Source organism: Chromobacterium indicum (assembly GCF_039708975.1).
Taxonomy (GTDB): Bacteria; Pseudomonadota; Gammaproteobacteria; order Burkholderiales; family Chromobacteriaceae; genus Chromobacterium; species Chromobacterium piscinae.
In genome coordinates, this window is record NZ_JAYFSJ010000001.1 from 209,055 (window position 1) to 228,073 (window position 19,019).

At 64.8% G+C, this 19,019-nt stretch carries 21 protein-coding genes; 5 read left to right on the forward strand and 16 right to left on the reverse strand.

All coding sequences use genetic code 11. From position 1 onward, the window contains the following. Positions 1 to 15 precede the first annotated feature (15 nt). A complete protein-coding gene (locus tag VA599_RS01110) occupies positions 16 to 936 on the forward strand; it encodes a LysR family transcriptional regulator (protein ID WP_346787390.1) in 921 nt (306 codons plus the stop codon). Between the two features lie 69 nt (positions 937 to 1,005). Here VA599_RS01110 and prmB read toward each other — a convergent pair whose 3' ends face one another. The 6 genes from prmB to VA599_RS01140 all read right to left on the reverse strand — a co-directional run bounded on the left by prmB (position 1,006) and on the right by VA599_RS01140 (position 5,983). Then, the gene (gene prmB, locus VA599_RS01115; protein WP_104947062.1) at positions 1,006 to 1,908 is read right to left on the reverse strand and encodes a 50S ribosomal protein L3 N(5)-glutamine methyltransferase; all 903 of its coding nucleotides are present in this window, start codon (positions 1,906 to 1,908) and stop codon (positions 1,006 to 1,008) included. An 87-nt stretch (positions 1,909 to 1,995) separates the two neighbouring features. Beyond that, a complete protein-coding gene (locus tag VA599_RS01120) occupies positions 1,996 to 3,372 on the reverse strand; it encodes a phosphomannomutase/phosphoglucomutase (protein ID WP_104947063.1) in 1,377 nt (458 codons plus the stop codon). Positions 3,373 to 3,429: 57 nt separating this feature from the next. After that, the gene (gene trpD, locus VA599_RS01125) at positions 3,430 to 4,458 is read right to left on the reverse strand and encodes an anthranilate phosphoribosyltransferase (protein ID WP_346787391.1); all 1,029 of its coding nucleotides are present in this window, start codon (positions 4,456 to 4,458) and stop codon (positions 3,430 to 3,432) included. Positions 4,459 to 4,470: 12 nt separating this feature from the next. Continuing rightward, positions 4,471 to 4,857: a lysozyme inhibitor LprI family protein gene (locus VA599_RS01130; protein ID WP_021475393.1), complete on the reverse strand. Its 387-nt coding sequence runs from the start codon at positions 4,855 to 4,857 to the stop codon at positions 4,471 to 4,473. Beyond that, a complete protein-coding gene (locus tag VA599_RS01135) occupies positions 4,857 to 5,426 on the reverse strand; it encodes an aminodeoxychorismate/anthranilate synthase component II (protein ID WP_021475394.1) in 570 nt (189 codons plus the stop codon). Before VA599_RS01135 ends, VA599_RS01130 begins: the two co-directional genes overlap by 1 nt. Before the next feature lie 197 nt (positions 5,427 to 5,623). After that, positions 5,624 to 5,983, reverse strand: a complete 360-nt coding sequence (locus VA599_RS01140) for a winged helix-turn-helix transcriptional regulator (protein WP_104947065.1) — start codon at positions 5,981 to 5,983, stop codon at positions 5,624 to 5,626. A 331-nt stretch (positions 5,984 to 6,314) separates the two neighbouring features. On the opposite strand from VA599_RS01140, the gene VA599_RS01145 reads away from it, so the two are divergent. Then, complete coding sequence (locus tag VA599_RS01145; RefSeq protein WP_346787392.1) at positions 6,315 to 7,517, forward strand: MFS transporter; 1,203 nt, start codon at positions 6,315 to 6,317, stop codon at positions 7,515 to 7,517. Positions 7,518 to 7,557: 40 nt separating this feature from the next. Here VA599_RS01145 and trpE read toward each other — a convergent pair whose 3' ends face one another. From trpE to rpe, 4 genes are all read right to left on the reverse strand, one after another. Next, positions 7,558 to 9,024 (reverse strand): anthranilate synthase component I, encoded by a 1,467-nt coding sequence (trpE, locus tag VA599_RS01150; RefSeq protein WP_346787393.1) that lies wholly within the window; start codon positions 9,022 to 9,024, stop codon positions 7,558 to 7,560. 129 nt (positions 9,025 to 9,153) lie between these two features. Next, the gene (locus tag VA599_RS01155) at positions 9,154 to 9,822 is read right to left on the reverse strand and encodes a phosphoglycolate phosphatase (protein WP_104947068.1); all 669 of its coding nucleotides are present in this window, start codon (positions 9,820 to 9,822) and stop codon (positions 9,154 to 9,156) included. A gap of 57 nt (positions 9,823 to 9,879) precedes the next feature. Beyond that, positions 9,880 to 10,632 (reverse strand): SDR family oxidoreductase, encoded by a 753-nt coding sequence (locus VA599_RS01160; protein ID WP_346787394.1) that lies wholly within the window; start codon positions 10,630 to 10,632, stop codon positions 9,880 to 9,882. A gap of 39 nt (positions 10,633 to 10,671) precedes the next feature. Next, on the reverse strand, positions 10,672 to 11,355 hold the full coding sequence (rpe, locus tag VA599_RS01165) for a ribulose-phosphate 3-epimerase (protein ID WP_021475401.1): 684 nt from the start codon (positions 11,353 to 11,355) through the stop codon (positions 10,672 to 10,674). A 106-nt stretch (positions 11,356 to 11,461) separates the two neighbouring features. Between rpe and apaG the strand changes: the two genes are divergently transcribed. The 3 genes from apaG to VA599_RS01180 all read left to right on the forward strand — a co-directional run bounded on the left by apaG (position 11,462) and on the right by VA599_RS01180 (position 14,950). Next, positions 11,462 to 11,842 carry a Co2+/Mg2+ efflux protein ApaG gene (apaG, locus tag VA599_RS01170; RefSeq protein WP_021475402.1) on the forward strand — a complete coding sequence of 127 codons (381 nt, stop codon included), beginning with the start codon at positions 11,462 to 11,464 and terminating at the stop codon, positions 11,840 to 11,842. 177 nt (positions 11,843 to 12,019) lie between these two features. Continuing rightward, positions 12,020 to 13,807 (forward strand): ABCB family ABC transporter ATP-binding protein/permease, encoded by a 1,788-nt coding sequence (locus VA599_RS01175; RefSeq protein ID WP_346787395.1) that lies wholly within the window; start codon positions 12,020 to 12,022, stop codon positions 13,805 to 13,807. A gap of 327 nt (positions 13,808 to 14,134) precedes the next feature. Beyond that, on the forward strand, positions 14,135 to 14,950 hold the full coding sequence (locus tag VA599_RS01180) for a substrate-binding periplasmic protein (protein ID WP_346787396.1): 816 nt from the start codon (positions 14,135 to 14,137) through the stop codon (positions 14,948 to 14,950). 54 nt (positions 14,951 to 15,004) lie between these two features. Here the strand turns inward: VA599_RS01180 and VA599_RS01185 are convergent, their stop codons facing one another. The 6 genes from VA599_RS01185 to VA599_RS01210 form a co-directional block, all read right to left on the reverse strand. Further along, a complete protein-coding gene (locus tag VA599_RS01185; protein WP_021475406.1) occupies positions 15,005 to 15,403 on the reverse strand; it encodes a VOC family protein in 399 nt (132 codons plus the stop codon). A 55-nt stretch (positions 15,404 to 15,458) separates the two neighbouring features. Further along, positions 15,459 to 15,863 carry a hypothetical protein gene (locus VA599_RS01190; protein WP_346787397.1) on the reverse strand — a complete coding sequence of 135 codons (405 nt, stop codon included), beginning with the start codon at positions 15,861 to 15,863 and terminating at the stop codon, positions 15,459 to 15,461. A gap of 31 nt (positions 15,864 to 15,894) precedes the next feature. Continuing rightward, positions 15,895 to 16,644 (reverse strand): metallophosphoesterase, encoded by a 750-nt coding sequence (locus VA599_RS01195; RefSeq protein WP_346787398.1) that lies wholly within the window; start codon positions 16,642 to 16,644, stop codon positions 15,895 to 15,897. A 24-nt stretch (positions 16,645 to 16,668) separates the two neighbouring features. Beyond that, positions 16,669 to 17,322, reverse strand: coding sequence for an HD domain-containing protein (locus VA599_RS01200; protein ID WP_346787399.1), 654 nt, complete (start codon positions 17,320 to 17,322; stop codon positions 16,669 to 16,671). A gap of 141 nt (positions 17,323 to 17,463) precedes the next feature. Continuing rightward, complete coding sequence (locus VA599_RS01205; RefSeq protein ID WP_346787400.1) at positions 17,464 to 18,312, reverse strand: GNAT family N-acetyltransferase; 849 nt, start codon at positions 18,310 to 18,312, stop codon at positions 17,464 to 17,466. Continuing rightward, entirely contained in the window at positions 18,309 to 18,920 is a 612-nt protein-coding gene (locus tag VA599_RS01210; protein ID WP_346787401.1) for a type 1 glutamine amidotransferase family protein, read from the reverse strand. The genes VA599_RS01205 and VA599_RS01210 overlap by 4 nt, the downstream gene beginning before the upstream one ends. Positions 18,921 to 19,019: the final 99 nt, after the last annotated feature.

Below are 19,019 nucleotides of genomic sequence, written 5' to 3' on the forward strand. Positions count from 1 at the left end.
AACTTGAACGCAAAAATGAACTCCATATCCGACGTCGCTTTTTTCCTGGAAGTGGTGAAGGCGGGCACGCTGTCCGGCGCGGCGCAAGAACTGGGCGTGTCCACCGCCGCCGTCAGCCGGCGTTTGGCCAATCTGGAGGCGCGGCTTGGCATTCGGCTGTTGAACCGCACGACGAGACGAGCGGCCGTCACGTATGAAGGCGAGCTGTATCTGGCGGAGGGGAAAAAGATTCTTGGGGAGCTGGAGGAGTTGGAGCAAAGGCTTGCCAGCGCCCAATCCATCCCGAAAGGGTTGCTGCGCGTCAATGCGACTTTCGGTTTTGGCCGGCAATTCATCGCCCCGGCGATAGCGGATTTCGTCGAGATTTATTCCGATGTCGACGTTCAGCTGTCTCTGTCCGACCGTCCTGCCAATCTGATCGAAGAAGGGTTCGATGTCTGCATCCGCTTCGGCGAAATGCCGGATGCCCGCCTCACCTCCAAGAAAATCGCCAGCAATCGCCGCCTGTTATGCGCATCTCCCGCTTATCTGGAGCGTTTCGGCATTCCGGCTTCGCCGATGGATCTGCAGCGCCATCGCTGCATTGTGATCCGGGAAAGCGACGAGACCTATGGCGCGTGGCACCTTCATTCAGGGACAGCGCAAACCAATGTGAAGGTTCGCGGGACGGTCTCGACCAACGATGGAGAGGCTGCGGTCAGCTGGGCGCTGCGAGGGTTGGGGATATTGCTGCGCTCGGAATGGAATGTCGCGCCTTATCTTCGCTCGGGACGATTGCGAGAAGTGCTAGGGGACTGGCAGTTTCCGGCAGCCGATATTCACGCGGTCTATCCGATGAAGAACAATCTGTCGGCGAAAGTGCGGGCCTTTGTCAGCCATCTGGATAAGCATTTTGAGCAATATCGGCCAAAAGCGGGAGGAAAGAGCGGTTGGTAGTGTGCGTATGGCCGGAGAAGAAATGATAAAAGCCGCCAAACCCTTGGTTTTGGCGGCTTTGCGAATGGATTAGATGCCGGCGTTGACGATGTCTTCACGCGTGAGCAGGAAGACGAATCCGTCGCCGCTCTGGGTTTCCATCCACATGAAGGGCAGGGAAGGGAAGCACTCTTCCAGCATGTCGCGGTTGTGGCCGATCTCCACCAGCAGCACGCCGCGTTCGTTGAGGAATTCCGGCGCGCGGCGCAGGATTTCGCGGGTGGCGTCCAGGCCGTCTTCGCCGGAGCCAAGCGCGATTTCCGGTTCGTGCAGGTACTCTTCCGGCAACTCTTCCACTGATTCGGCATCGACGTAGGGCGGGTTGGAGATGATCAGGTCGTACTTCTCCTCGATCCCCTCGAACATGTCGGTGTGGATCAGGTTGACGCGGTCCTGCAGGCCGTAGTGCTCGACGTTGACCGCAGCCACTTCCAGCGCGTCCAGCGAGATGTCGACGGCGTCGACCTCGGCGTCCGGATAGTGGCTGGCCAGTTGGATGGCCAGGCAGCCGGAGCCGGTGCACAGGTCCAGCGCGCGGTGCACCAGTTCCGGGTGTTCGATCCACGGCGCCAGCGGCTCGCCCAGCAGTTCGTAGATAAAGGAGCGCGGCACCAGCACGCGCTCGTCGACGTAGAAGTTGAACTCGCCCTGCCAGGCTTCGTTGGTCAGGTAGGCGACCGGCACCTTGTCTTCGGCGCGGCGGCGGATCAGCTCCACCACGCTTTCCACTTCTTCCGGCAGCAGTCTGGCGTCCAGGTAGGGTTCCAGCGTGTCGATCGGCAGCTGCAGCGCGGACAGGATCAGGTAGGCCGCCTCGTCGTGGGCGTTGTGGGTGCCGTGGCCGTAGGTGAGTTCGGCCTCGTTGAAGCGCGACACGGCGAAACGCAGCAGGTCGCGCGCGGTGGTGAAGTGGCTGGCGGCCAGTTGATACATGGGTTTCCTTTCAATGCAACGGGGACATGGATGCACCATGTCCCCTGACAGCGTAGTTCATGGGCCGCCGGGCGGCCCGGTCCGGCTTTAGAACGGCAGCTTGGCGTCGGTGGCGGTGGCCAGCACGCGGCGGAAGTCGCCCTTGATGCGTTCCAGCGCCTCCTCGGTGTCGGCTTCGAAGCGCAGCACGATCACCGGCGTGGTGTTGGACGCGCGGGCCAGGCCGAAGCCATCCTTGTACTCGACGCGCAGGCCGTCCAGCGTGTTCACTTCTTCGGCGCCGTCGAACTTGGCGGACTCCTGCAGCTTGGAGATCAGCGCGTGGTTCTCGCCTTCCTTGGCCATTTTCAGGTTCAGCTCGGGCGTGGAGACGGCGTTGGGCAGCGCGTTCAGCAGCTCGCTCGGGTCCTCGACGCGGGACAGCACTTCCAGCAGGCGGGCGCCGGTGTAGATGCCGTCGTCGAAGCCGTACCAGCGCTCCTTGAAGAACACGTGGCCGCTCATTTCGCCGGCCAGCAGCGCGCCGGTTTCCTTGATCTTGGCCTTGATGAAGCTGTGGCCGGTGCGCGCCATTACCGGCACGCCGCCGTTCTTCTTGATCCAGGGTTTGAGCAGGCGGGTGGACTTGACGTCGAAGATCACCTTGGCCTTGGGGTTGCGGTCCAGCACGTCTGCCGCGTACAGCATCAGCTGGCGGTCCGGCCAGATGATGTTGCCGTCCTTGGTGACCACGCCCAGGCGGTCGCCATCGCCATCGAAGGCAAGGCCGATCTCGGCGTCGGTCTTCTGCAGCGCCTCGATCAGGTCCTTCAGGTTTTCCGGCTTGGCCGGGTCCGGGTGGTGGTTCGGGAAATTGCCGTCCACGTCGCAGAACAGCTCGCGCACCTTGCAGCCCAGGCGGCGGTACAGCAGCGGGCCGAAAGCGCCGGCGACGCCGTTGCCGCTATCCACCACGATGTTCAGCGGGCGTTCCAGCTTGATGTCGGAGGTGATGCGTTCCAGGTAGGCTTCCGCGATGTCTTCGGTGCCGTAGCCGCCTTCGCCTTCGGCGAGGTCGCCGTCGACGATGCGCTGGTAGAGTTTCTGGATGTCCTCGCCGGCCAGGGTATCGCCGGCCAGCATCATCTTGAAGCCGTTGTAGTCGGGAGGGTTATGGCTGCCGGTCACCATCACGCCGGACAGCGTGCCCAGCTGGTGGGCGGCGAAGTACAGCATCGGGGTGGCGACGCGGCCGACGTCGATCACGTCCACGCCGGCGGCGCGGATGCCTTCGGCCAGCGCCTCGCTCAATTCGGGGCCGGACAGGCGGCCGTCGCGGCCGATCACGATGGCCTTGACCTTGCGGGCGATGGCTTCCGAGGCCACGGCCTGGCCGATTTGCCGCGCGACGGCGGCGGTCAGGGTTTTGCCGACGATGCCGCGGATGTCATACGCTTTGAAGATATCTTTGGATATTTTGTTCATGATGGCTTTGACGCGATATGAGGTTGGAGGGCGGAGGTGCGCCGCCCCGCTGGGGAGTCAGCCGCCGAGCTTCCCGCTCAAGGCGACCAGCTGCTGTAATTTCTGCTTGGCTTTGCCGCTGTCCAAGGCTTCGCGCGCCATGGTAACACCGTCGGCCAGGCTTGGGGCGATATCGGCGGTGTAAATCGCCGCGCCGGCGTTGAACAGCACGATGTCGCGGGCGGGTCCCGGCTGGCCGTCCAATACCGATAGCAGGCGGTCGCGGGACTGTTCGGCGGTGTTGGCGCGCAGGTCTTTCAGCTCGCAGGCGGCGAGGCTGAACTCGCCTGGCTCCAGCTGGTATTCCAGTATCTCGCCATTCTTGAGTTCCGCCACCATGCTGGGACCTGACAGTGTCAATTCGTCCAGGCCGTCGCTGCCATGGACGACCATCACGTGCTTGCTGCCCAGCTGCTTGAGCACGCGGGACTGGATGCCCACCAGGTCGGGGTGGAACACGCCCATCAACTGGTTGTCGGCGCCGGCCGGGTTGGTCAGCGGCCCCAGGATGTTGAAGATGGTGCGCGCGCCCAGTTCCTTGCGGATTGGCGCGACATGCTTCATCGCGCTGTTGTGGTTGGGCGCGAACATGAAGCCCAGGCCGATCTCGTCCAGGCACTGTCCGACCTGTTCCGCCGTCAATTGCAGGTTGACGCCGAGCAGCTCCAGCACGTCGGCGCTGCCGGAGCTGGACGATACCGAGCGGCCGCCATGCTTGGCCACGCGCGCGCCGGCGGCCGAGGCGACGAAGGCCGCGGTGGTGGAAATATTGAAGGTGTGGGACTTGTCGCCGCCGGTGCCGCAGGTGTCCACCAGATGATTGCGGTTGGATACCGGCACGTGGGTGGAGAATTCGCGCATCACGGTGGCGGCCGCAGCGATTTCCGATACGGATTCCACCTTGACCCTGAGGCCGATCAGAATGGCGGAGGTCTGCGCCGGCGTCAGTTCGCCGCGCATGATCTGGCGCATCAGCGCCAGCATTTCTTCGTAGAACAGCTCGTTGCCGTCGATCAGGCGGTTCAGCGCCGCTTGCGGGGTGATCATGTGGATTTCCTATCAGCTGTGGCGGGCGAGGTCGGCCAGCCTTTGCGTGTCGAGATCGATTTCGCAGGCCAGCCGGGCGCGGGCCGCGCCGTTGCCGCTGGCGTAGCTGGCTTCCACCCAGTCGCAGTGCTGGCGGCGGTAGTCGCGGTAGGACTGGCGGGCGCGGCGCAGTTCGCGCGCGGCGTGGAAGCGGCCGTCGGTGGCGGCGTCAAGCTTGCGCATCGCATCCAGCGCCTTGTCTTCCTGGGCGGCCAGCTGGCGGCCTGTTTCGCCGTGCCGTTGCTGCAGGCAGGCGGCGACGGCGGGGCTGTCGGCCTTGCTTTGCTCGCAATCGTCCAGCGCGCCGGACCAGGCGGGCGAGGCCAGCAGGACGCCGAGCAGCAGCGGCGTTAGTCGCATCAGGCGAATTCCTTCAGGAAGTTGTCCAGCATGCGGTGGCCATGCTCGGTGAGGATGGATTCCGGGTGGAACTGCACGCCCTCGATGGGCAGCGTCTTGTGGCGCACGCCCATGATTTCGCCGTCGTCGGTCCAGGCGGTGACTTCCAGGCAGTCCGGCAGCGTTTCGCGCTCGATCACCAGCGAGTGGTAGCGGGTGCAGGTGACGGGATTGGGCAGGCCGCGGAACATGCCCTTGTCCAGATGGCTGACCGGCGACACCTTGCCGTGCATCAGCTGCTTGGCGTGGATGACCTTGCCGCCGAAAGCCTGGCCTATGCCTTGGTGGCCCAGGCACACGCCCATGATGGGCAGCTTGCCGGCGAAATGGAGGATAGCCGGCACCGACACGCCCGCTTCATTGGGCGTGCAGGGCCCGGGGGAGATCACCAGGTATTTGGGCTGAAGCTCTTCGATCTGCTGCAGGGTGATTTCATCGTTGCGGAACACCTTCACGTCCTGGCCCAGCTCGCCGAAGTACTGCACCAGGTTGTAGGTGAAGGAATCGTAATTGTCGATCATCAATAGCATTGAATGATTAACCTTTTGAATTCATTGTTGAATTTTAAAATTTTGCTGCGGCGCCAGATATCTTGCCCGGTTTCGTGCCCGGTTTTTCTGCGCAGGACAGACGGCATGCATGATTACGGGTTGCCAACACTATACCCCATAGTCGGCAGTCGCCGTCACCCCCGGAATTCGGCTTTGCCCTGCCGTGTCGCGCCTGTTCATGAGGCGCTGCGGTTCAGCTGGTCGCCATAGCGCTCCATCCAGCCCGCCAGTTGCTGCAGCGGTTGCTGCAGCGTGCTGCCCAGCGCGGTGATCTGGTATTCGACGCGGGGCGGAACCTCGGCGTAAACCGTGCGCCGCACCAGGCCGCGCTGTTCGAAAGCGCGCAGCTGGCGGGTGAGTTCCTTTTGGGTGATGGTGCCGACCGCTCGCTGCAGTTCGCCGAAACGCACCGGTCGATCCATCACGATCAGGCGGTAAAGAATGGGAATCGCCCATTTACCGGCGATCAGGTCGATGAATTGCAGCATCGGACAGGTGCTGGCTGAGGCGGTTTCCTGCTGATTTTTCAAAGTCATGATGGATGATTAGTATCAATTCAATACCTACTATATATTGCATACTAATGGCCATAAAGAGGCTGCGTCGGTTGCGTCAATGGCATGCCGCCGGGACTGGCCCAAACGCCGGCTTTCGCAAGCTGGGCATGCCGGGCCGCTGGCCTGGAACGGCCGGAGGAACTGGCCAAGGCGCGGCGTTCCTGGCTCCCGACGAGTCCTGCTACATGCTGGGCGGCGAGCTGCGGGGGGATGGCGGCGTCGGCAGTCTGCAGACGGCGTTCTTCTTGGGTATGACGTTTGTGTTTTACGGCGCTAGAATGGTCCGCATGGAAATCGAAGCGTCATCTCAATGAATGATCCCAAATCCGCTGTTCTGGGCGCCGAGGCGGCAAGCGAAGACATGCGCTCGCGTCGTCGCGCGCTGCTGGCCGCAAGCGGCGCCCACGCGGTCCACGACGGCCTGACCGACCTGGTCTACGTGCTGCTGCCCATCTGGCAGGCGCAATTCGGCATCGGCTACGCGATGGTGGGCTTGCTGCGCGGCGCGTATTCCGGCGCGATGGCCGGCTTCCAGCTGTTGGCCAGCCGCTTGGCCAAGCGCTGGGGGCGCAAGCGCATGCTGGTTGGCGGCACCGCGCTGGCGGGCATGGCCTATCTGTTGGCCGGCCAAGCGGGCGGCCTGGCGGTCCTGCTGCTGGCCTTGGCGCTGGGCGGTCTGGGCGCCAGCGTCCAGCACCCGCTGGCGTCTTCGCTGGTGGCGGACAGCCATGAGGCCGGCGGCGGCTCGCGGCAGGCGCTGGCGCAATACAATTTCGCCGGCGATATCGGCAAGACGCTGATCCCGGCGTTGACAGGCTTGCTGCTGACGATGGCGAGCTGGCGGCTCAGCGTCAGCCTGATGGGGCTGCTGGGCTTGGCGGCGGCCGGGGTGCTGTGGCGGCTGATTCCGGACCGTTTGCCAAGCGCTGCGGCAAAGTCGGTGGCGCGGGCGGCGGGCAAGGGCTCGAGGGGCGGCTTGCGCGCCTTGCTGGCCACCGGCGCGATAGACAGCGCGGCGCGGATGGGCTTTCTGACTTTTCTCCCCTTCCTGCTGCAGAGCAAGGGGGCGGGCACGGCGGGCATTGGTTTGGCGCTGTCGCTGTTGTTCGTCGGCGGCGCGTTCGGCAAGCTGTTCTGCGGCTATCTGGGCGCGCGTATCGGCATGGTCAGGACGGTATGGCTGACCGAGGGGATGACCGCTCTGCTGATCGCGATGAGCCTGGTTTTGCCGCTGTTTGGAACCATGGCGATGCTGCCCTTGCTGGGCTTGGCGCTGAACGGCACTTCATCGGTGCTGTACGGCACCGTGCCGGAGCTGGCCGATGCCACTGGGCGGGAACATGCGTTCGCCTTGTTCTACACCGGCACGATAGGCGGCGGCGCGTTGTCGCCAGTGCTGTTCGGCCGTTTGGGCGATCTCGCCGGCGTGCCGGTGGCGATGCTGGCGCTGGCGGCCTTTCTGTTGTTGACGCTGCCTTTGTCCTGGCGGGTGGGCAGGGATCTGGATGCATAAGAAAACGCCGGCATGAGCCGGCGTTTTGGGGTTGGAAAGGTCAGGCGTCCAGCCCGTCCCGCACCATCTGGGCGGCGCGCAGCACCGCGCGCGCCTTGTTCTGCGTTTCCTGCCATTCCGATTGCGGAACCGAGTCGGCGACGATACCGGCGCCGGACTGCACGTAGAGCATGCCGTTCTTCAGCACCGCGGTGCGGATGGCTATGGCGAGATCCATGTCGCCGTTGAAGCCCAGGTAGCCCACCGCGCCGCCGTAGACGCCGCGCTTGGTCGGCTCGAATTCGTCGATGATCTGCATCGCCCGCACCTTGGGCGCGCCGGACAGCGTGCCGGCCGGGAAGGTGGCCTTGATCACGTCGATATTGCTGATCTTGCGGTCCACCTGGCCTTCGACATTGGACACGATGTGCATCACGTGGGAATAGCGCTCGATCGCCATATTGTCGGTGATCTTCACGGTGCCGATGTCGGCGACGCGGCCGACGTCGTTGCGGCCAAGGTCCATCAGCATCACGTGTTCGGCGATTTCCTTGGGATCGGCCAGCAGCTCGGCGGCTAGCGCCTCGTCGTGCTCGCGGCTGTGGCCGCGCGGGCGGGTGCCGGCGATCGGGCGCACGGTCACGGTTTCGCCTTCGCGGCGAACCAGGATTTCCGGCGAGGCGCCCACCACGTGGAAGTCGTCGAAATGATAGAAGAACATGTACGGCGACGGGTTGAGGTTGCGCAGCGCGCGGTACAGCGCGATAGGGGAGCCGTGATAGGGCTGCTGCATGCGCTGGGCCAGCACTACCTGCATGATGTCGCCGTCGTGGATATAGCGCTGACAGGATGCCACCGCTTCCTTGAACGCGTCCTCGCCGTATTCCGACACCGCCTCGCCCTCGTGCGGTTGCGGCAGCGACAGCGGGATGGCCAGCGGCTCGCGCAGTTTGGCGCGCAGCTGTGCCAGCCGCGCCTTGGCTTTCTGCAGTGCGTTGGGCACTTCGGGGTCGGCGTAAACCACCAGATAGAGCTTGCCGGACAGGTTGTCCACCACGGCGATCTCTTCCGACAGCATCAGCAGAATGTCTGGTGTGCCGACCGGGTCCGGTTTCTGGACGTCGGCCAGGCGGCGCTCCACATAGCGTATGGTGTCGTAGCCGAAGTAGCCGACCAGGCCGCCGGAGTAGCGCGGCAGGCCGGGCAGCTCCGGGATGCGGAAACGGTGCTGGAAGGCTTCGATGAAGGCCAGCGGGTCGCCGTCGTGGCGCTCTATCACCTTGTCGCCGCACTCCACCTGCACCCGCTGGCCATTGACGCGCAAGCGGGTGTCGGCCGGCAAGCCGATGATGGAATAGCGGCCGTGGCGCTCGCCGCCCACCACCGATTCCAGCAGGTAGCTGTACGGCTGGTTGGCGAGCTTCAGGTAGATGGACAGCGGGCTGTCCAGATCGGCCAGCAGTTCCTGGGTGACGGGGATGCGGTTGTAGCCGGCGGCGGCCAGCTGGTCAAACTCTTGCGCTTGCATGCGGTTCTTCCTGTGTCTTGTCAGTTTGGGCGGGGTCGTGCGGGGCGTGGGCCGGGCGACGCCATCGCCAGCTGGCGGGGCAGGGAAGAAAGGCCATGGGCGTTTGAGTTCCTTCAGGGTTGACGGGATTCAGTCATTCTTCATCAAATCGTAGAGCTCGGCAACACTGTTTACCGTCAGGTCCGCGCCCAGCGTGGACGCGTCGGCGTAGCCGTAGCTGACGGCGATGGCCGCGCTGCCGGCTGCGCGGGCGGCGGCTACGTCGTTGGCGGAGTCGCCTACCATCGCCAGTTCCTGCGGCTGAATCCCCAGCACCTGGCAGCAATGCAAGAGCGGCAGCGCCGATGGTTTCTTCTCCGGCAGCGTGTCGCCGCCGAGGATCAGGCTGAACAGGTCGCGCAGGCCCAGTTGCTCGGCTAATGGCACGGCCAAGCGTTCGGATTTGTTGGTGATCATGACCAGCGGCAGCTTGAGGGCGCGCAGCAGGGCGAGGCCGTCGAGCACGCCGGGATAGACTGTGGTGCGGACAGCCAGGCGCTCGCTGTAGCGCTGGACGAAGAAACGGTAGCCGCGCTCCCACAGCGGGCCGTCGGCCTCGGCGTGGCGCTCGTCGGTGATGGCGCGGTGCACCAGGCTGGCGATGCCGTCGCCGACGTGGCTCTTGATCCGCTCGGGATCAAGCGGAGGCAGCCCCAGATGCTCGCGCATCGCGTTGGCGGCGTCGGCCAGATCGGGAATGGAGTCGACCAGGGTGCCGTCCAGATCGAAGGCGACTGCTTTGATGTGCTTGAGATTCATGTATCTGCTTTGCTGCCGCGGCCGGCGGGCCGCGGCGGAATGGGTGATGCGGAGTGTCTAGAGCTCGCGGATGTCGACGACTTGCAGCTGGCCGAAGGCTGGCGAAACCAGGTAGTCGACGATCTTGCGCGCGGCGTCGCCCGGGCTGCTCAGCGCACCGTCGGACTTCAGCGCGTCGAAGCGGGCCTTCTGCGGAAATTGGCCCTCGTCGCTGGCGCGGATATTGCCTTGCATGTCGGTGTCCACCACGCCAGGGTACAGCGCGACGATGCGCGCCGGATTGGCCTTGCCTTCCTGCTCCACGGCCACGCTGCGGCTGAAGTGGTCCAGGCTCGCCTTGGTGGCGCAGTACACACTCCAGCCCGGATAGGCTTTGGCGGCTGCGCCGGACGAGATGTTCAGGATGCGGCGGCGCGCCGGCAGACGATCGGTGGCGGACAGCAGCGCGTCGGTGGCCAGCAGCGGCGCGGTGACGTTGACGGCGATAGCCTTCACCACCTCGTCGGCCGGATAATGGCCGGCCTGGGCGATGGGCGTCACCACGCCGGCGTTGTTGATCAGCGTGACGGTCGCGCATTCCGGCAGCGGCAGTTGCTGCAAAGCGGTGTGGATGGAGGCGGAGGCCTGGGCGGCGTCGGCCAGATCGGCGTTGACGGCCAGCAGCCGCTCGGGATGGCGGGCGGCCAGCCCTTCCAGCGCCGGGCCGGCGTTGCGGGCGATGCCGATGACGAAATAGCCGTCGCTCAGCAGCGTTTCGCAGATGGCGTAACCCAGGCCGCGCGAGGCGCCGGTGACGATGAATGCATGCATTGCTTTACCCCTTGATGGTGGAGGAGGCCAGCCGCGCTCTTATGCCTGGACGCGGGCCAGCTCGGCGCGCATCGCGTCGATGACGGCTTTGTAATCCTTCTGGCCGTAGATGGCGGAGCCGGCCACGAAGGTGTCGGCGCCGGCGGCCGCCACCTGGGCGATGTTGTCCACCTTGACGCCGCCGTCCACTTCCAACCAGATTTCGCCGCCGCGCTTGGCGGTGTATTCGTCGATGCGCTGGCGGACCTGCCGGATCTTTTCCAGCGCGTGCGGAATGAACGATTGTCCGCCGAAGCCCGGGTTCACCGACATGATCAGGATCATGTCCAGCTTGTCCATCACGTGGTCCAGGTAGGAGAGCGGCGTGGCCGGATTGAACACCAGGCCGGCCTTACAGCCGGCATCCTTGATCAGGCCCAGCGTGCGGTCGATGTGTTCCGAACCCTCCGGATGGAAGGTGATGATGTCGGCGCCGGCCTTGGCGAAGGCGGCGGCCAGCGCGTCGACCGGCTTCACCATCAGGTGCACGTCGATGGGCGCGCTGCTGTGCGGGCGGATGGCCTCGCAGAACATCGGGCCCATGGTCAGGTTGGGGACGTAGTGATTGTCCATCACGTCGAAGTGGATGATGTCGGCGCCGGCGGCGATGACATCGCTGACTTCCTGGCCCAGGCGGGCGAAATCGGCGGACAGAATGCTGGGGGCGATACGGAAAGTGCGCATGGCGATTGCTCTGACATCGATAAACGAGGAATGCCCGGCATTCTACCGCGCCAAAAGCGGTTTGGCCGGATAAAATGAAAACCAAGATCAATCAGGAGAAGCCGAAATGGCCGACAAACTCTACCAGATGGAGGTGCGGGCGGAGCCGCAATACGTGGCGGACCAGTCCAGCGTCGCCAATGATGTCTACGTGTTCGCCTATCGCGTCCGCATCACCAATACCGGCAGCGAGCCGGCGCAACTGATCAGCCGTCACTGGATCATCACCGACGCCAACCAGCAGGTGCAGGAGGTGCGCGGCATGGGCGTGGTGGGCGAGCAGCCGCATCTCGATCCCGGCCAGGTATTCGAGTATTCCAGCGCCGCGCATATCACCACGCCGTACGGCAGCATGAAGGGCGTCTACCAGATGATGGCGGACGATGGCCAGCGTTTCGAGGCGTCCATTCCCGAAATGACGCTGGTGGCGCCGCGGGTGCTGCACTAATCGCTTTTACAGGAAGAGTCTTTTTCGTCGCGCGGCCAGGTCCACCAGACGATGAAAGTGGCGAGCCCGCCGGCTCCCAGCGCTTCCAGCAACAGAATCCACATGATGTCCGCCCCTTTATGAAGTGAAGTGCTATTTCACTTTGGGATAGGTCTTAGTCACAGGCAAACCTTATTTATGCGTATCACCCATAGCGGCCCGGCGCCGTCCGGCCGCAACGATTGGCAAACCATCCAGACCCTGCTGCCCTATCTGTGGGCGTTCAAGTGGCGAGTTTCCCTGGCCCTGGCCTGCATGGTGCTGGCCAAAGTAGGGGCGGTGACGGTACCGCTGTACTTGAAGGACATCGTCGACCAGCTGTCGGTGCCGGCTACGCTGCTGGCCATCCCGGTGCTGGCGCTGACCGGCTACGGCGTGGCGCGGCTGCTGTCTGGCGTGCTGGGCGAGCTGCGCGACGCCGTGTTCGCCCGCGTGATCCAGGGTGCGGTGCGCAGCGTGGCGCGCAATGTGTTCCGCCATCTGTTCAAGCTGTCGCTGCGTTTCCATCTGGAGCGGCACACCGGCGGCATGAGCCGCGACATCGAGCGCGGCACCAAGGGCATAGGCTTTCTGTTGAATTTCACCGTGTTCAACATCCTGCCCACGCTGCTGGAAATCGGCATGGTGTCGGCCATCCTGCTGCATCGCTACTCGTGGGAGTTCGCGGTGGTGACGCTGGGCACCATCGGGCTATACATCGCATTCACGCTGCTGGTGACCGAGTGGCGCACTGTCTACCGCCGCACGATGAACGACCTGGATTCCAAGGCCAATTCCAAGGCGATAGACGCGCTGCTGAATTACGAAACGGTCAAATACTTCAATAACGAGGAATACGAGTCCAAGCGTTATGACCGCAACCTGGAGGCCTGGGAGGCGTCGGCGATCAAGAACCAGGTGTCGCTGTCGCTGCTGAACGCAGGCCAGGCCGCCATCATCGCCATCGGCGTCACGCTGGTGATGGTGCTGGCGGCGCGCGACGTGGTGGCGCACCGGATGACGGTGGGCGACGTGGTGCTGGTGGCCACCTTTATCACCCAGCTGTACGCGCCGCTGAACTTCCTGGGTTTCGTCTACCGCGAGATCAAGCATTCGCTGGCCGATATCGAACGGATGTTCAAGCTGCTGGGCGTCAATCTGGAAGTGGCGGACGCGCCGGACGCCAAGACGCTGGCGGCCCGCAACGCGACGATACGTTTCGAGCGCGTCGGCTTCGCCTACGAATCCAAGCGGCAGATCCTGCATGATGTGGACTTCGCCATCCCCGCCGGGCAGACGCTGGCGGTGGTCGGCGCCAGCGGCGCCGGCAAGTCCACGCTGTCGCGGCTGATGTTCCGCTTCTACGACGCTACCTCCGGCGCGGTGAGGATCAACGGCGAGGACATCCGCGCGCTGACGCAGGATTCGCTGCGGGCCCATATCGGCATCGTGCCGCAGGATACGGTGCTGTTCAACGACACCGTTTATTACAACATCGCCTATGGCAAGCCCGGCGCCACCCGCGAGGAAGTGATCGAGGCGGCACGCTCCGCCCACATCCACGACTTCGTCAGCAGCCTGCCGGACGGTTACGACACCATGGTCGGCGAGCGCGGGCTGAAATTGTCCGGCGGCGAGAAACAGCGCGTCGCCATCGCGCGCACCATTCTGAAGAATCCGCCGATACTGATCTTCGACGAGGCCACCAGCGCGCTGGATTCGCGCACCGAGAAGGCGATCCAGCGCGAACTGACCGCCATCTCCGCCGACCGCACCACGCTGATCATCGCCCACCGGCTGTCCACCATCGTCGACGCCGACCGCATCCTGGTGCTCGACGCCGGCCGGGTGGTGGAGCAGGGCAGCCATCGCGAACTGTTGGAGCTGGGGGGGCGCTACGCCGAAATGTGGCGGTTGCAGCAGGAGAGCGAGGCGGTGGCCGAGTAAGGACTCGCGGCGATCCTGCGCCTGGCGTTATCGCTGCGGCATCGGTTCGGGCATGGCCCGATCCCGCAGGGGATCCGCAAGGCGCGGGCTGGATGGAATGGCCAATGCGCGCCTGCAGCAAGGCTATGCTGAATAGGCCGCGGCCGAGCGGTATCCGGTGGGTATCTATCTCGCCTCGGGTGGGGGTGATGGCGCGAATGCCATTGTTTTCAAAGCGGCGGTCAGGAAGAGAATATGGCCAGGCAAGCCATGCCGGCGATCAGACCGTATTGCCAATGGCGGCAGAGGTGCGGATAACTGTTTCGCATCAGCTGGGGCTAGTGATGGATGCGTGTCCATCTTGTTTGCAAAGCGCTGCAGCAGGTTGGCGGAATCGGCGGGAGGGGTATGGCGTACAAATGCGTACTGCTATCGGTTTTTATGCTGATTGCCGGGTTTTCGCACGCGGAAAGCCGCAAGCTGACGCTGTGCTACGACAAATATCCGCCGTATGCGATAGGCGAGTTTGGCGAGGCGGCCAGCGGCGGCATCAAGGTGAAGCTGCTGCAGGATATCGGCAAGCAACTCGATATCCTGGTCGCGGTCAAGATATTGCCTTGGAAACGTTGCCTGAGCGCGGCCAAGGATGGCCTGGTGGATGGCATTCTTCCCCTATACAAGACGCCAGAGCGGGAGCAGTTCATGGCGTTCTCCCTGCCCGTAATGCGGCAGTACAACTGTTTTCTTTATAAAAAAAGCGCATTCCGCGGCCGCGTGGATTGGACCGATTATCAGGCGCTGAAAGATCATCACCTGGGAATGGAAATCGGCTCGGTGGTCGACAAGGACATGGAGGCGATATTCGAGTCCGCTCATCCGATCGAGCGGGCAGCGGATTCCATAACCTTGATGAAGATGATGGACTCAGGCCGCATCGATCTCGCCACCATAGATTCCAACGTCGGGAAGTATCTGGTCAATCAGCAGGGCGTCGCCGATACGATAGGCGTTTCCGATGTGCCGATCGGCAAGCTGTCCTACGCCGCGTTTGGATTTTCCAGGGCGTCGGGTGCGGACAAGTGGGTCGCCGAATTCAACAAGGTCATTGAGAAAATGCGCAAGGCGGGGCTATTGGAAAAGCTAGAGGCCCAGACGTCGAAGTAGGACGCGGAGAGGGCCTCGTTTTCGCGGGCCGGTCGGCGGCGCTTGGCCGCCCCCTTAGACGGGGCTGGCCGTATTTTGCAGCACGGTGCGGTAGCCGTCGTGATCGACGAATGTGGCGCCGTGGACGTTCCAGTAAGGATTGGCCGAGGGCTGCTGGGCAAAGCCGGCTGCGCGCATGCAGGCGCAGGCGGCCTCCCATTCGGCGTGGTCGGGGAGGTAGAGCACCAGCAGGTCTTCAACTGTCGGGCTGGGGTGAGCCGGGTGGCGATGGCTGACGACGAATTCCAGATGGTAGCCGGCGCCGGGCAGGCCCAGCATCACGCCGTCGAAACCTTCATGATCCTTGAAGCTGCCCAGCTGCTGCAGATTCAGGCCTTCGCAATACATCGCCTTGCTGAGGTTGAGATTGCCGACCGGGCGGGCGATGCGCAACTGGGGCGTGTGCTTGTACATGGCGATGGAGGCGGGTGGTTTGGAGATGCCTTCATCATGGCATGAGGGCGGACGCTCAGCCAGCTTTCCCCGCCTTGATGCGCTTCATTTCTTCCATCACCAGCGCGCCCTGGCGCAGCGCTTCGCGCAGCGCGTCGGCTTGCGGCAGGCCGGCGAACTCCAGCGACGGGTCCAGCGCGGCCAGCGCGCGGCGGACGCTGGCGCAGACGTCGGCGGCGGCGGCGAAGTCGGCGGGCCCCATCACCTTGCCGTTGCGGATGCGGCGGTAGTAGGCGCGGGTGGAGTTCAGATACTGGGCGGCGGTTTCCTGGCCGTCCAGCCGGCCTTCCTCCGCCATCGCTTCCAGCAACCCGACCAACTGGCGGCAGGCGGCCTCGGCCTGGGTGTTGCGCTGATCCTGTGCGCGGCGTTGTTGTTGGCCCGGCTTGGGGGCGGCGGTTTTCTTGTTGCGCTCGGCCATTGTCGTGTCCTTGGTCTGCTGAGCGCGCATTCTAGCGGCGAGGGAGGCCGGCGTCTAATTCATGCAGTTCGAAGCGGGCCAGATGGTCGAAGCCGGAGGGCAGCGACACCTCGACGAAATCCTGAAGGCAGAACAGCGTGAGCTTGCCGCCGTAGACGGCGCCGGTGTCCAGATGCATCACATTGTCGTAGAGAACGGCGTCAGGCTGGGGGGTATGCCCCGCCAGGACCAGATCGATGCCGGCCACCGTGCCGGCGCCACCGTTCCGAGCGCGCTCGCGGGACCACAGCAGCGTGTCGCGATCCTGTTCATCGGGGTTGCCGGCCTCCAATCTGGCGGCCAGCGCGGTCCAGTCGTTGCCGGGACAATCGGCGTGGACCACGCCGATTTTGCCGCTCTCCACTTCCACTTCCAACGCCAGCGGCAGCCGGGACAGTACGGCGGCGCAGGCGTCCAGCTCGGCTGGGCTCAGTTCGGCCAGCCACCGGCCGCCATTGCGCAGATGGCGCTCCTGATCCTCCAGCGGGTTGCGCGCCGCGTCCAGCGCCATCTGTTCATGATTGCCGCGCACCGCGTGAAACCAGGGCTGGGCCAGCCATTCCGTCACCATCGGGCTGTCCGGCCCTCTATCCACCAGGTCGCCCACCGATAGCAGCCGGTCGCGAGCGGGATCGAAGGCGACGATCTTGAGCAGGCGGGACAGCTGGGCGAAGCAGCCGTGCACGTCGCCGACTGTCCAGTCCCGGCCTTGGGTGTTGCGAGGCAGTTTTTCGATCAGCATGGCGTCGCGCTCCGGGCGGTTTTCTCAGCGGGCCATCCAGTCCCGGCAGAACTCGTCGCGGAAGCGGATCAGCCACTCCAGCTTCCGCTCGGCCATGTCGCGTCCGGCCTTGGTGTGCATCATGCCGGGCAGTCTGGCCAGCTTGACGTCGATATGGTCGATCGCCCAGGCCTGATCGTCCAGGCCGCGCTGCTCGGCCATCGGGTCGATCGGGTGGGCCAGCGCGCGCCCCATGCGGCCGGATACGTAGAACATGCGGGCCAGGCCAACCGGTCCCAGTGCGTCCATGCGGTCGGCGTCCTGTACGATCTTGGCCTCCAGCGTGCGCGGCGGGATGGCGGCCGAGTAGCTGTGCGCCTCGATGGCGTGGGCCAGGTTATCCAGTTGGGCGTCGGAGAGGCCGCTGTCGGCCAGCAATTGGCGCGCGCGCTCGGCGGACCAGTGCGAGGCGAGCTGGCGCTGCGGGTGGTTCTTGGGCAAGTTGACCAGGTCGTGCAGGTAGCTGCCGGCCATGACGACGATGGGGTCAGCCTCGGGATAGTGGGCCAGCAGCTTGCGCGCGACGGCCCAGACGCGGTGGAGATGGCTGAGGTCATGGGCGCCGTCGTCGTCCGGCGGCTGGCTTTCCAGCAAGGCGATCAGGCGTTGCTGCCATTCGGTCTGTTGCTGCGGGGTCATGCGGCAGGTCCTGATGTTTGCGCGCGCCGGCGGTGCGCCGGCGTGGCGGGGTTGCGCGCGCCGTCCGCTGGGGAGCGGCGAAAATGACGGATTAAAAATAATCCGTATTGTCATTTTAACACCCGCAGGCGGAATCGCCGGCTAGCGCGCAGCGGAAAGCGCCATTTCCCATTGGGACAGGCGGTAGACGGCCTGGTGGCGCAGCAACAGGGAAACCAGAGGCAGATCGCGGCTGTCGACGTTGTTGAAACCCAGGCGGCCGTACGCGCTTAGTCCCTGGGCGGCCAGCAGCAACTGGCTGGCGACGCCCTGGCGGCGGAAGGCGGGATCCACTTGCAGCTCGGCGACCTCGCCGTCCGGCGACATCAGCAGCGAGCCCAGGCTTTGTCCGTCGCGGTCGATGGTCAGCCAGCGCAGCGGCGGGTCGGCCCGCAGCAACGATTCGCGCCGATTGGGCACGGCCTGGGGGTAGGAGAGGGCGTCGGGAGCCGGCCATCGCGCCGGATCGTGGGCCGAGTGAATGGTCACCGGCCATGCGCGGCGGGTCTGAACCTGCGCCGTCATCTGGTAGCAGTCCAGCTTGCGCAGCGGCGCGAAGCCCAGCGAGGCGTAGGCGTCGCGCGCCCGCTGGTTGCCGTCTATCACTTCCAGGCGCTGGCGGCGGATGCCGTGGGCGGCCAGCAGGCGGCTGACCAGCCCCGCCATATCGGTCAGCGCGTGGCGCCGCCGCGCGGCGGGCGCGACCCCGGCGGCGATGCAATAGCCTTCCCGTTCCCCGTCGATTTCCGGCGTCGCGCATAGCCAGAAGCCGGCCAGGCTGCCATCCAGCCAGGCGCCGGCGCTCAGCTCGGGCGCCCAGCCGCGCCGACGCAACATGGCGGCCAGTTGCGGCAGGCTAGGCTGAGCGGGCACCAGGTAGTCGCTGAAAGCGTCGAGAAAGCAGGGGTGGAGGTCTTCCGGCGCCAGCCCCGCCAGCGATGCGATCTTCATCGGAGGGCGGGCTCGGGCGCGGCGGAAACGATGGACAGCGCGCGCTGAACGAGGGCGTCTTCTTCTCCGACCGGCGCGATGTAGGACAGGATCTCGCGGGTTTTCGCCTCGCCAGCCAGGCGCAGCAGCACCCAGGCTGCCAGGTATTGAGAGGACAGGCAGCCGCCGGCGGTGGCGATATTGCCTGAAACCCGGAAAGCCGCGGACGGCACGCGGATGCCGAGCTGTTCCAGCATGGGCCGGGTCATGCCGTCGGTACAGGCGACGCCGTCAGGGAGCAGGCCCAGCCGGTGCAGCACCAGCGCGCCCGAGCACTGGGAGCCTATCAGCTGGCGGGACGGGTCCAGCCTCAGCTGGCTCATGATCGCGTCGTCGGCCACCCAGTCGCGGGTGCGCCAGCCGCTGCCGATCAACACCGCGTCGGCGCGATTGGCGTAGGACAGGTCTTCCTGGCGCTCCACGCGGGTGCCGCTGCGGGACTGGATGACGGGCGCGGGCGAGCAGATGCGCACGCTCCAGCCCTGAGGGCTCATCCGGCCCAAGATGCCGGCGGCGATCATGGAGTCCAGCTCGTTGAAACAGTCCAGCGTGACGATGGCGATATCCATAGGGGCGGTTCCGTTGCGTTGATGCATCGGCCTATGTTGTTCGCATTGGGCTGCGGGGTCAATTGCGGGGAGGGAAAGACCCCGCCGGGCGGCGGGGGC